The sequence below is a fragment of the Absiella sp. AM29-15 genome, assembly GCF_003434225.1.
Classification (GTDB): Bacteria; Bacillota_I; Bacilli_A; order Erysipelotrichales; family Erysipelotrichaceae; genus Hoskinsella; species Hoskinsella hominis.
Genome location: NZ_QVFL01000001.1, coordinates 373,460 through 385,551, shown reverse-complemented (window position 1 = coordinate 385,551; position 12,092 = coordinate 373,460). Strand labels below are relative to the sequence as shown.

Genomic DNA, 12,092 nt, shown 5'->3' with positions numbered 1-12,092 from the left:
ATGCAGCTTGATAAAATTGAAGATGTTTTATCTGAAAATCTGGGAGAAGGGTATCGAATTGTTAGGGACAATGATGAACTATCTCCAATAATCGAATGGGTTGACTGGGTTAATCAATCGGAAAATGACGAGAATGAAGAAGCTATTCGGGTTGAAGTCCATTTTGAAGATGGCACAGAGGAAACCTTTGAAAAAGGAATTACGCTTCGTCAAATCTGGCATGAAGATGTACTATAAGAACACCCTAGGTGCGGACTTCTGGACACTTTGTCCAGAAGTGGCCCGGTAGATAAAGGAGGATATATGGGCGCATGGAATTATGGTGTGTTTGATGATGATACTGCGTATGACGCTTTGATTGACCTTAAAGGATCATCAGACATAATTGCCGATATGGAAAGATATTTTGATGAGGTTATACAGGCTGAATATATCGGCTATGATGAAGCGCATTACGCTTTAGTATCAGCGGCCGTTATTGACAGCGTAATAAACAGCTTTGTGTATAGGTGTGATGAGGAAGATTATTTTGAGTGGACAAGTTCACAAAAATGTTTTGACTTTTCTCCCCTCAAACAAAAAGCAGTAACGGCTATTGGTGCCATTCTTTCTGATAATTCTGAATTAAGAGAATTGTGGGAAGAAAACGAGGAATTGTATGAAGCATGGAAAGAGGATAAACTTTCAATGCAAAAACGACTGCAACAATAACAAAAAGGAAAGGTGAAAAATCATGGGATTGTTTGGAAACATTTTTAAGCCGCTGCAAGGAAAGCTGACCGCTAAACAAGAAGAAAATATGAAAAAGGTAGCGGAAGTATTTAAGGAAAAGACAGGGAAAGATTATCAGACCGCCGTTGTCTGGAAAATGACAACAAAGAAAAAACTAACAAAAACTGTTCATACATATTACAACTGGCTTATGGGCTATGGCATAGACGATAATAACATTCCTGAAATCGTACTTATTCCCGTAGATCCTAAATGGGATTGGATTGATGAACCTATTTATTGCAAAAAGACTAATTCCGAAATGACGCAGGACAAGAAAACAAGCCTGTTCATCTTAAAGAATGACCAGCTTGAAGATGGCAAAATAGATTTACAGCTTATTAGTTCCGTGGCGATGATGGAAAATTATCTCATGGACGTTAATTATATGTTTGACTATGAAAAATTGAGTGAGTATTGTTTGAAATATTGGATGGGTAAGTGATGGAGTTTATAGAAAAGTTTTTAAGTGAGTATTGGCAATATGTAACGCTTGTGATTGGTGCAGGTTTTGTGATATTCGGTTTTATCTGCAACAAAATAAAATTACCAAAATTCTTAACGAGAAATCCAGACGCAAAATATTCGTTCGGGTTGAGAATAGTGTATATATTACTTGGCATCGGCACCGTATTATATTCTCTTTTCTGTATTTTTTCTTGAGGTTAATAGTTGTTTGGGGGCCGCCAACGGAAACGGCATATAAAAAAACCGTTGGATTGGCGGCTGTGTTGTTATGCGCCTCAAATAGGGGCAGAAGTCAAACGGCGGTTTTGAAACTAATCATTTCAAGGCCGCCGCTTTTTTATACCCACGGCGGCAAAGGAGGTACGCCGTGTTTCTTTGCCTTGTCCATGCCCTTAATTTGTCAAAAAAAACCCAGGCACCGGACAAGGATATTCTGATATTGGTTGCGAAAATTGTTCTAATATAAATAAATTCCTCGCTTTATGCGCTTGTGCGGCCTTGTGCTGTGCAAGCGCATTTTGCTTGCCTTACTTCTGGACAAAGTGTCCAGGGGTACGGGGCGGCTCCCCTGGGTGCCGCTCCCCGCCAGCCCTCCATTTTGTTTCCGATCAACCAACCCACCGAAACAAAATGGAGGACAAGTTATGACTACAATCAATATGAAAGATTTTTATTATTGGTACATAGTGGACGAGCTGGTGGAGGTGCCCGATGAAGTGGCCGAGGTGCTTCTGGCCAGCCGGAGGAATGAAGCGGCCTATCAGCGGCGGCTTACCCGGAACAAGGCGTTTTATTCCCTGGACTGCGATGACGGGATCGAATACTCCGCGTGTCTGCACGAGCCCAGCCCCCAGGAGCTCCTGGATCGGAAAGAAATGTTTTTCCGTCTGTGGAACGCCCTCAACTCCCTGCCGGAAATCCAGGGCCGCCGGGTGGACGCTCACTTGATCCTCGGCAAGAGCTACCGCCAGATTGCCCACGAGGAGGGCGTGGATAAAAGCGCCGTCCGTTGTTCCGTGGAAAGCGGCATCAAACGGATGAAAAAATATTTAAGAGAAAATTTCTAATTACCATCTCCATTTGCCCCTTTTTTGTCCTGGGTATATGAGAGGAAGTTTTTTCCCTCTCCGTAAAGAGGACGCGGGGGCCCCAGGCCACAGTGCCGGGCCGCCGCCCTCTTTGCGGGGGAGCGCCGCCGCCGAGGATGCTGTCTTATGACGGGGCAAGAAAATGAGCGCGGCGCTCCCCTATATCTTTATGAAAAAGGGGAACGCTCTATGAACTACGATCCAGAATTGGCGGCCCTGCTTTCCCAGCCGTGGAGCGAGGGGGCCTGCCGGGGCTATGTGATCTCTGCGATGGAGCGGTGCGGCTTCAAGCCCGCCGACATTGAACAGGTCATGCTGGAGCTCCACGAGGTTTTTGACTACACCACCCCGGAGGAGGCTGCGGCTTACTACGAGCGGAGCCCCTATTGACTTCTGGACAAAGTGTCCAGAGGTCACACCGTCAAGCGGCCAGCGCCCTATGCGGGTGCTGGCCGTTTCCTTTATCCATACCGTTTTAAGAGGGAGGTATTTTATGCAGGCACAGGTCAAATACGAAAGCGAGATCAAAACTGCCGTTCTTGGGGATCGGACGATCACCGTCAAGAATGTTACCCCCATTTACCCGCCGCAGGAGCGGGATAAGCGAAGCCGTGAGGTCGAGCGGCGGCTGTTTGATGTGTTTGTAAAGTACGCCGGACAGAGGGGGTAGGCCGGAGTCATCCTTGTTGCATGGGGGCATTAGAGGTATAATATAGTTGTAGGTTGGCTCCCATTTATGGAAAGGGAGCTAATTATGGATAACAGAATTGACGCGATTTATGGGCGGCAGTCGATTGACAAAAAGGACAGTATCAGCATTGAAAGTCAGTTTGAATTTTGCCGTTACGAATTGAAAGGCGGTGAGGGCCGGGAGTACAAGGATAAAGGTTACTCCGGCAAGAATATTGAACGCCCGGACTTCCAGCGGCTTTTGCAGGACATCAAGCTGGGGCTCATCAAGCGGGTGATCGTCTACAAGCTGGATCGGATCAGCCGCTCCATTGTGGACTTTGCAAAGCTCATGGAGCTGTTCAAGCAGTACAATGTGGAGTTTGTGTCCTGTACGGAAAAATTTGATACCTCTACCCCAATGGGCAGGGCGATGCTCAATATCTGTATCGTGTTTGCCCAGCTGGAACGGGAAAGCATCCAAATGCGCGTGCAGGACGCTTTTTATTCCCGGTGTACCAAAGGCTACTATATGCGGGGCCGGACGCCATACGGTTTTGATACTGAGCCCATCGTCATGGACGGGATCAAGACAAAGAAGCTGGTGGAAAATGCGGAAATGGATTTTGCCGAGCTGATGTACCAGATGTATGCGGAGCCGAGCAGCTCCTACGGCGATATAACCCGGTACTTTGTCAAAAACTCCATTGATGTCTATGGAAAAGCCCTGCAACGGGCCTTTATCTCGAAACTGCTGAGAAACCCGGTCTATGTCCAAGCCGATATGGACATCTACGAATACTTCAAAGCCCAGGGCGTAAAAATCGAAAGCCCCCCGGAAATGTTCACGGGGGACAATAGCTGCTATCTCTACCAGGGCCGGGAGGGTGAAGAACAAATCCTTGTAATCGCTCCCCACCAGGGGCGCATCCCCTCCAGCCTTTGGCTGACCGTCCAGCGTAAGCTGTCACAAAACACCTCATTCCAGAATGGCCGCAAATGCCACAATACCTGGCTGGCCGGGAAAATCAAGTGCGGACGCTGCGGCTATGCTCTGGTGGGCTTGAGAGCCCAAAACGGCGTTACTTACCTGCGGTGCAAGCAGCGGGCCGATAACGGGAGCTGCGAGGGTGCCGGTACGCTGACGGCGCAAAGCATGGAGTCCTTTGTGTATGGCGAGATGGTGGAGAAAATGCGGAAGTATCACACGCTGAAAGGCGGCAAGGAACCGGGCTATAACCCCAAACTGACCGCCGCCCGTGTTGCCCTGGCAAAGACGGAAAGCGAGATTGAGAAACTTCTGGACACTTTGTCCGGGGCAAACCCGCTGCTCCTGCAATACGCAAACAATAGGATCGAGGAGCTGGACGCAGAACGGCAAAAGCAGTTAAAGCTGGTGGCCGATCTCACCGCTAATTCCGTTTCGGACACGCAAATTGACTGTATCACGAATTACCTCAACGATTGGGAGTCCGTGAGTTTTGACGATAAGCGCAAGGTGGTTGATATTCTCATATCCCACATTGATGCAACCAGTGAGAGCGTTACAATCCACTGGAAAATCTAAAGCCTGTTTCACTTGGCATTATGCCTTTGTAAAAAATAGTTTATGGTTCTTAGGTATCAATGGAACAACTGTTGTATTCCCTATTGTATTTATGATTGGATTAAATGGTACAGCTGCCAATGCAGAAGCAATTGCTGCAGGTGCTAGCGCTGTTACTTCTATGAATCTACAGTTATTCCGTTATGCAATGTTAGGTGGTGCTGGTGGTACCCTTGGATTAATTATCCTGATGTGGAAAAGCAAAAGTGCTAAATTTAGATCACTTGCACGTATCTCTGTTGTGCCAGGTGTTTGTTCCATCAATGAGCCAATTACATTCGGTGTGCCTATGGTATTTAATCCAATCTTAGGTATTCCATATATTTTGATTCCTAGTATTTGTGTTGTTTTGGGCTATTATGCACAAGAATTAGGTGTCATCGCAAGAGGTTATGTCGCAGATCCAAGCTTTATTCCATTCTTTGTACAAGCTTGGATGTCTGGTTCAGATTTTAAAAATGTAATCTTTATGTTTGTATTAATTGCATTAAGTGTGGCAATTTACTATCCATTCTTTAAAGTATATGAAAAGATGGAATTAACAAAAGAAGCAGAAGAAGTAGAAGAAGAATTGGAGGGCTTTGAATAATGGCAAAACAAATGTATGACCCATGGTCAAAAATCACAACACGTAATGGTTATGCTTGTGATGAAGTAATTTCTGCGTTACAAAAATCTATTCGTAGAGGCTTAGAGGAACAAGCTTGTATGTTCGCTTATGAGTTATATATCTCATCTCCTCAACTGGAAGAAAAATTGTGGCGACGTTTACTTACCATTTCTGTAGAAGATATTGGAATGGGTAATCCAATGGCTGCTGTTGTAGTCAATGCGTTATCACAAATGAGATTGAATTTTGATTATGCGGACAATGATCGTACAATTTATTTCATTCATGCAATTCGTTATATGTGTTCATCTGAGAAAGATCGTTCTAGTGACCTATTGAAAAATATCTGTATCAAAAGCTTCGCTATGGGCAAATTGCCTGAAATTCCTGATTATGCACTTGATAAACATACACAGCGTGGACAGGCAATGGGAAGAGATTCCTTCCACTTCTTAAATGAAGCCAGCAAGGTTATCCCACAGGCAAAAATTGATAACGATTATAAAGAACGCTACGCTAAGATTCTGGAGGAATATGATCCAGAAAATGTATCAGATACAGCCTTTAAATTTAATGGATGGCAGTTTTAATTAGATAAACAAAACCAGGAATTCCTATATAGGTTCCTGGTTTTCTTATGTATTATAGATTTAACCAATCAAATTCCACGTTGCAATTCCTAATATACCGCCTACAGATAGACATAATAAGTACCATCCTATCTTAGAATTTTTCATTTTTCTTATCCTCCTGTTTCTTATGATATTTAGTTATATTATCAATATATAGCTATATTCATGATAACATTCTTTTAAGGCACAAACAACTCTTTTTGATTTGATTATTTTCCGGGAAATAATTTCCCTATTTCCTTTTTCATTTGAAATAATAAATTAGACCAATAATTTCTTTCATTTCATATTATATTTCCTCAGTTTTGTTACATTAGTAGAAAGCCTTGTATATAAATTTTTATTCTGTTATTCTTTAATTGAAGTTGAGCTCACTTCATAAAACAGGAGGAAATAAGAGATGTATCATTCAAGATTTATGAAGAACCATTATGATGCAGGGCATCGATGGGGAGCTTTGTTATACAAAAATAAAATAGATTTAGAAAAGAATATAAGCTTTGCCTATGATGAAAAGAGAAAGGCTTTTGTGAATGATTGTATTCCAATTTATCAAAAATACTATCCAGAAATATTGGAAGAAATCAATGGAATCTGTGATGGTGCGCATATTTCAAAAGATATTTTTTATACTTTCTTGTTAGGTATGTATTGTTTCACAATGGATAATCATTGTACCTGTATGGCGTGTAAGGATGATGAACATATGTTATTTGGCAGGAACAGTGATTTTCTGGTAAGCTTAGAAAAGCAATATGATAGTTGTTATTATTGTTACGATGGATTTATTCCTTTCATTGGGAATACGACTGCATTTACCCAAATGGAAGATGGCATGAATGCTTATGGATTAGCTGTAGGTCTAACTTTTATATGCCCGACACCAAGTGTAAGAAAACCAGGACTTCATGCAGGTATGCTTGTTCGTTATATCTTAGAACATTGTAAGAGTGTAAAAGAAGCAATCACATTTATCAAAAAAGTTCCCATAGGTTCTGCACAGACGATTACTATGATGGATGCCACTGGTGAAATGGTAATTATAGAATGCAATCCTGAAAAAGTAATAGAAATTTGTCCTAAAAAACAAAGAAATCCATTTGTCGCAACCGCCAATTGTTTCACATCAGATGAAATGCAAAAATATCAACCAAAAAATATAGATGATTGGCGAAGTCATGAACGATATGAAACAGCACAACATACTTTATCGAAAACAGATACTTACTCTTTTGAGCTGATCAAAGATATATTGTCCGGGAAATATGGTTTCATGTGCCAGTATGATCGAAGAACAAATGCTGATACTGTTTGGTCTTGTATTTATGATATTAAAAATAAGAAAATCTATCGTTGTGAAGGAAACCCAAGTAGAAAACGATTTGTGGAAGATAAGCGATTAAACTTTATATAGAAAAAAATCCCGTTATGCAATCACTTAGTATAGCGGGATTTTTATTTTTCTATTTGCATTTATCTAAAAGAATACACCATGCATACTAGTGCCATTTTCTGTTTCCATAGATTTTTCTTGCTTCAGCTAATGATATGGTTTTCCTTTTTCCAGCTTTTATTTCATTTAGTATTTCTTCTAATTTTTCTTTAAAATTGATTTCATTCATATCCTCATCTAACAAGCATTTACCTGAACTTTTATAATCTTGCATTTCAAAATCTCCTTATTTACTTGATAATCTAAACAAATCATTTTTCTGATAAATAGCATATATGACTTGTTCTATAAGAATTTATAGAAGTTAATTGATATAAGGCACGTCTACCAATTTCACTGGTTTTAAGTTTTTATTTGCGACAGCATATTTTTCCTTAGTTTATCCAACTTCTTTGAAAGAATCAAAATTATCTACTGGTTGCCCATAATATGTAAAGTACCGCATATCCTGATATACAAAATGTGGTGCAGACATACCACCGTCAACACCTTCTTCTACTTTAAATTCTTTTACTTCATCATTTAATATCATTTTTGTGATATATTGATAAACACGAACACCCTCTATTGTTTTCAAATACAAAGTATCATCTTTTTGATAAATCTCTTGATCAATACAATTTTCTAAATCATAGGTACCCATAAGCTCGCTACTAGGAAAGAAGTTTTCTTTTGCCACTGATTTTAAAGTACTAATTTTTTCTCCTTCTTCCTTATCCACCTTTCGTGCCATTTCCCAATAAATATGGTCTTTATAATAAATACCACTTGGGAATTTTAATTCCTCAAATGCTAAATCAAATGCATATTCTTTAGGATTGGAACTACATGCTGAGATCATAATGGTAAGTAGACAGACGATAATTATTTTAATTTTTTTATAGGGATTACCTACCTTTCAAAATCATTTCTTTCGTATATACTTCACCTTCATCACCTTCCACAACAGCATTTAGTTTTTCGGCTAGATCAATGATTGGCAATAAATCCATTTCGCTTTCTACATTGAACCAAGGTTCTTTTTGATTAAAATAAATACAAATCTTTCGATTTGAATTCACTCCTTCATAAATTAGATATGGTCCTATATTGATACTCATCTCAAATCCATCAGGTGTTTTAGTCGTGATAATTCCTGTTTGATCAATAGTGTACTCATGAGACATTTCTTTTAAAATATGTTCTATTCCCTCTAAAGTGATTGCTTTTCCCTTTCTTGAATCAATTCTCTTAATATAAAAATTATACGCCATTTTACGCTCCTCCTATGTTTTTATATAGCACTATTATAACATTTTCTAATCTATTATTTCATGAATTTAACTTTTTTTATAAATATTTCTTGATTCTAAAATCAATTCTGTTACTATTAAGACTAGAAGCTTAAAAAGAAAGGAAATCTTATGACGTACAAAAAAAACAAAAATAACATGTGCACTAGCATTCCTGTTGTCAGCTGTTTTACAACTGATCATGTTACACAAATCTTTTGGCAATTTCTCTCAAATATTACTTCTTTCGATATTATTAGGTGCAATGATGATTGTCGCAATAATGTTCTTTACAGAATATAAACAGAATCAAACAAGCAAAATAACCACTGAATTCATAATCACCTATCAGGATGTATCTCTTGTAATTGGCATCATTGTATTTCTTTTAGGTAAGTATTTACCTTTAAATAAATGTTTATGCACGATATTGTTCTGTGGCGCTATCGTTGTCTTATTTATTACACTTGTATCTTATATAAAAAAATCTTGAAAAGAAAAACTGTGAAATTCATCAGTTTTTATAATAATATTGTGCTTCTATATAATATTCCTAGTCTTTGTGTTTTAGATTTTTAAATATTTGAGATATCTTAAAATTGTTACCATAAGACAAAGTTCCATTACGATATAATTTAGCTCCTAACAATCCTACACCTGCCGTAGATACTGCTAGTATAACTGCAGATAAAATAATCTGCCATAGTTCTACACTACCCATTGCTACACGGGCAAACATTGCCATACATGATGTAAACGGAACATAGGATGCTATTGTGGATAAAATAGTTCCTGGATTTACCATTACCGAAAAGAATGTTATAAAAAATGCAATAACAAATATAATTGTAATCGGAGAAACTGCGGAAGATACTTCCTCTACTTTTGAAACCATAGAACCCATTGCTCCATAAATAAAGGTATAGAATAAGTAACCCAGTGTACCAAATAAAGCAAAGGACAACAAAACATTCACTGGTATATTGAATAAGAAATCAAGTGTATGATTCCAAATATCCGCATTATATTGGTAAGCCATTATACTGACACCAAGCATGACACCTACCTGCAAAATACTTGCGACAGCTCCCGCCAACACTTTCCCAAAAATAAGTGCATTGGTACTTGTGCTAGTAATTCAGATTTCCATAGAACGATTACCTTTTTCACTGGCAACATTGGTAGCGGTCATTTGCCCATAAAATATGATGACAAAATACATCGCAAAAATCATGATATAGGTATAGAAATAATTACTACGACCATCTTTTCCTAAAATAACGGTATCTCCCTTTATTGGTGTTGCGACAACATTTGCTATTTGTTCCTCACTTAGTCCCATAGAAGAAAGCATTTTTATTTTGTATTGCACTTCCATAACGGAAGTAAAAATATTCATTGTCATATCATTCATACTGGTATCTAATACCTGATAATCGAATGTTTTATCATCTTTAACAGATATACCTGAATCAAGCTCACCTTTTTTTACGGCTGCTTTCATATCTTCATCACTTGTCTGCTTCACAAATTTAGCTTCTGGAAATGCTTGTTTTAATAGATTATCCTCTTCAAATACATGATTGGGATCATAAATACCAATTGTTTCTGAAGTTGTGGATACTCCATCTGATTTGTTATTAATATCGATAAATCTTGGCACAAACATGACAACTGTGACAAGTACACAAATCAATATCGTAGAAACACGAAACCATTTTCCTTTTAAAAATCCTGCAAATTCAAACTTAAATACTTCAAAGAACTGTTTCATGCTTCATCACCTGCCTTTGCGACAAAGATATCCGTTAAGGAAGGCTCATATATCATAAACTTTTCAATATCCATATCATGATCTAGTAATATACGCAACATATCCTGTTTATGAACACCTTCATGCAGCTCTACAATAACTTCATCATTTTTTATTTCACTGCATTTTACAGCATTGCTTAAATTTGTATCACATAGTACTTTAAGCTCTTCAGCCTTTTGATTAAGCGTTGAAATAACCAAACGATTTTTACCAAACTCTTTTTTTATTTGTTTTAATTCCCCACTTAAGACTACATCACCATGATGTAAAATCACGATACTTTCACAGAACTCTTCTACATAATTCATTTGATGAGATGAGAAAATCACCAACTTGCCATTTTGTATCAGTTCCATAACGACTTCTTTTAATACCTGTGAATTTACAGGGTCCAGACCACTAAAAGGCTCATCTAATATCACAATATCTGGATCACACATCAAAGTCTGTGCCAGTTGTACTTTTTGTTGATTGCCTTTTGATAATGTATCTAATTTACGCTTTTCGTATTCTTCAATATTTAAACGCTTCAACCATTTCTTTAAATTTGCTTTTGCCTCATTTTTAGATAAGCCACGCAAAGCTGCTAAGTATAATAATTGTTCATCAACACGTTTCTTGGGATACAAGCCTCGTTCTTCTGGTAAATATCCTATTTTATAATCACTTGCTTTAAATGGTTTGCCATCTATTGTAATGCTTCCTTCATTTGCTTTGAATACATCCATCAATATTCGTATAGTAGTTGTTTTTCCAGCTCCATTTCTTCCTAATAACCCTAAGGCTTTTCCAGATGAAATAGAGAAGGAAACACCATGAAGCACTTCGTTGCCATCAAAGCTTTTTTTCAACCCATTCGCTTCTAAAATCATGTAATCCCTCCGCTTTCTTGGTCCTATTATAATCTAGTTACCCTATATTAGCAATAAAAACCGCTATATAGTAAATTTATATAGCGGTATTCTTATCATACTACTGTTATTATTCTTGATATGCTCCATTCTCGTACACATAATAATTATTACTATTCACGCTTTTCAATAACATAAAACGATTCTGGAAATCTGTTGCATATAACTTATCTCCCACAGCACCATTGCCTGTGAAATTCTGTTTTGCGACAAGGAATACTTCTTTGATTTCTCCTACTTCCTTAAAATAATCTAATACTTCCACAGGTCCATAATCATTAAAATACATCATATTCTGATATACAAAATGTGGCGCAGGCATTCCCTCATTTTCTTCCTGATCAAGCTCTTTTACTTCTTCAGATAATTCCATTTCTGTCAGGTATTTAAACACATGAATTGTGTCTTTTGTCTTTAGATATAACGTTTGATGATTTTCATATAAATCACTTCCCAGGTAGTTTTTTAAATCTGATGTGCCACTGTATTCCTTCTCAGGAAAATAATTCTCTTTTGCGACAGATTTTAGTGTGCCTGCTTTTTCTCCTTCCACATGATCTGTTTTATCCTTCATTTCCCAATAGATATGATCCTTGTAGTAAATGCCACTTGGCATTTTTAATTCTTTAATATCTGGATAAAATGCATATTCTTTATGTTTATCAGCACATGAACTAAGTGATAATGTAAGTAAACATGCCATGATGATTTTTATAACTTTCATATCATACTGCCTCCCTTTTCCTATCACTATTATACATCACTTCCACCACAAAGAAATAGAACAAGCCTTTCTA

At 38.1% G+C, this 12,092-nt stretch carries 16 protein-coding genes and 1 pseudogene; 11 read left to right on the top strand and 6 right to left on the bottom strand.

Features of this window, described 5'->3' with window-relative positions:
- The 10 genes from DW761_RS01990 (at position 1) to DW761_RS01940 (ending at position 7,258) form a co-directional block, all read left to right on the top strand.
- The gene (locus tag DW761_RS01990) at positions 1–237 is read left to right on the top strand and encodes a hypothetical protein (RefSeq protein ID WP_015563776.1); all 237 of its coding nucleotides are present in this window, start codon (positions 1–3) and stop codon (positions 235–237) included.
- Positions 238–303: 66 nt separating this feature from the next.
- Positions 304–711 (top strand): DUF4259 domain-containing protein, encoded by a 408-nt coding sequence (locus DW761_RS01985; protein WP_117516276.1) that lies wholly within the window; start codon positions 304–306, stop codon positions 709–711.
- 22 nt (positions 712–733) lie between these two features.
- Entirely contained in the window at positions 734–1,216 is a 483-nt protein-coding gene (locus DW761_RS01980) for a hypothetical protein (protein WP_117516275.1), read from the top strand.
- Positions 1,217–1,883: 667 nt separating this feature from the next.
- Positions 1,884–2,306, top strand: coding sequence for a sigma-70 family RNA polymerase sigma factor (locus DW761_RS01970; RefSeq protein ID WP_117516274.1), 423 nt, complete (start codon positions 1,884–1,886; stop codon positions 2,304–2,306).
- Positions 2,307–2,453: 147 nt separating this feature from the next.
- Positions 2,454–2,717 (top strand): hypothetical protein, encoded by a 264-nt coding sequence (locus DW761_RS01965; protein ID WP_233513001.1) that lies wholly within the window; start codon positions 2,454–2,456, stop codon positions 2,715–2,717.
- A 103-nt stretch (positions 2,718–2,820) separates the two neighbouring features.
- The gene (locus DW761_RS01960; RefSeq protein WP_015563782.1) at positions 2,821–2,997 is read left to right on the top strand and encodes a hypothetical protein; all 177 of its coding nucleotides are present in this window, start codon (positions 2,821–2,823) and stop codon (positions 2,995–2,997) included.
- 84 nt (positions 2,998–3,081) lie between these two features.
- Entirely contained in the window at positions 3,082–4,563 is a 1,482-nt protein-coding gene (locus DW761_RS01955; protein WP_025483343.1) for a recombinase family protein, read from the top strand.
- Complete coding sequence (locus tag DW761_RS01950) at positions 4,523–5,191, top strand: PTS transporter subunit EIIC (protein WP_117516272.1); 669 nt, start codon at positions 4,523–4,525, stop codon at positions 5,189–5,191. The genes DW761_RS01955 and DW761_RS01950 overlap by 41 nt, the downstream gene beginning before the upstream one ends.
- Positions 5,191–5,802, top strand: a complete 612-nt coding sequence (locus DW761_RS01945) for a hypothetical protein (RefSeq protein ID WP_117452572.1) — start codon at positions 5,191–5,193, stop codon at positions 5,800–5,802. Before DW761_RS01950 ends, DW761_RS01945 begins: the two co-directional genes overlap by 1 nt.
- Before the next feature lie 442 nt (positions 5,803–6,244).
- The gene (locus DW761_RS01940; RefSeq protein WP_117516271.1) at positions 6,245–7,258 is read left to right on the top strand and encodes a C45 family autoproteolytic acyltransferase/hydolase; all 1,014 of its coding nucleotides are present in this window, start codon (positions 6,245–6,247) and stop codon (positions 7,256–7,258) included.
- A gap of 85 nt (positions 7,259–7,343) precedes the next feature.
- Here the strand turns inward: DW761_RS01940 and DW761_RS20955 are convergent, their stop codons facing one another.
- The 3 genes from DW761_RS20955 to DW761_RS01930 form a co-directional block, all read right to left on the bottom strand.
- A complete protein-coding gene (locus DW761_RS20955; protein WP_158552723.1) occupies positions 7,344–7,511 on the bottom strand; it encodes a hypothetical protein in 168 nt (55 codons plus the stop codon).
- A gap of 165 nt (positions 7,512–7,676) precedes the next feature.
- On the bottom strand, positions 7,677–8,138 hold the full coding sequence (locus DW761_RS01935) for a hypothetical protein (RefSeq protein WP_117516270.1): 462 nt from the start codon (positions 8,136–8,138) through the stop codon (positions 7,677–7,679).
- A 46-nt stretch (positions 8,139–8,184) separates the two neighbouring features.
- Positions 8,185–8,550: a hypothetical protein gene (locus DW761_RS01930; RefSeq protein WP_117516269.1), complete on the bottom strand. Its 366-nt coding sequence runs from the start codon at positions 8,548–8,550 to the stop codon at positions 8,185–8,187.
- Positions 8,551–8,770: 220 nt separating this feature from the next.
- Here DW761_RS01930 and DW761_RS01925 point away from each other — a divergent pair, with 220 nt between their 5' ends.
- Complete coding sequence (locus tag DW761_RS01925; protein ID WP_233513000.1) at positions 8,771–9,061, top strand: hypothetical protein; 291 nt, start codon at positions 8,771–8,773, stop codon at positions 9,059–9,061.
- Between the two features lie 60 nt (positions 9,062–9,121).
- Here DW761_RS01925 and DW761_RS21305 read toward each other — a convergent pair.
- The 3 genes and pseudogenes from DW761_RS21305 to DW761_RS01905 form a co-directional block, all read right to left on the bottom strand.
- Positions 9,122–10,342, bottom strand: a pseudogene (locus DW761_RS21305) (ABC transporter permease).
- Positions 10,339–11,256 (bottom strand): ABC transporter ATP-binding protein, encoded by a 918-nt coding sequence (locus tag DW761_RS01910; RefSeq protein ID WP_117516266.1) that lies wholly within the window; start codon positions 11,254–11,256, stop codon positions 10,339–10,341. The pseudogene DW761_RS21305 and the gene DW761_RS01910 overlap by 4 nt, the downstream one beginning before the upstream one ends.
- Before the next feature lie 109 nt (positions 11,257–11,365).
- Positions 11,366–12,019, bottom strand: a complete 654-nt coding sequence (locus tag DW761_RS01905; protein ID WP_117516265.1) for a hypothetical protein — start codon at positions 12,017–12,019, stop codon at positions 11,366–11,368.
- Positions 12,020–12,092: the final 73 nt, after the last annotated feature.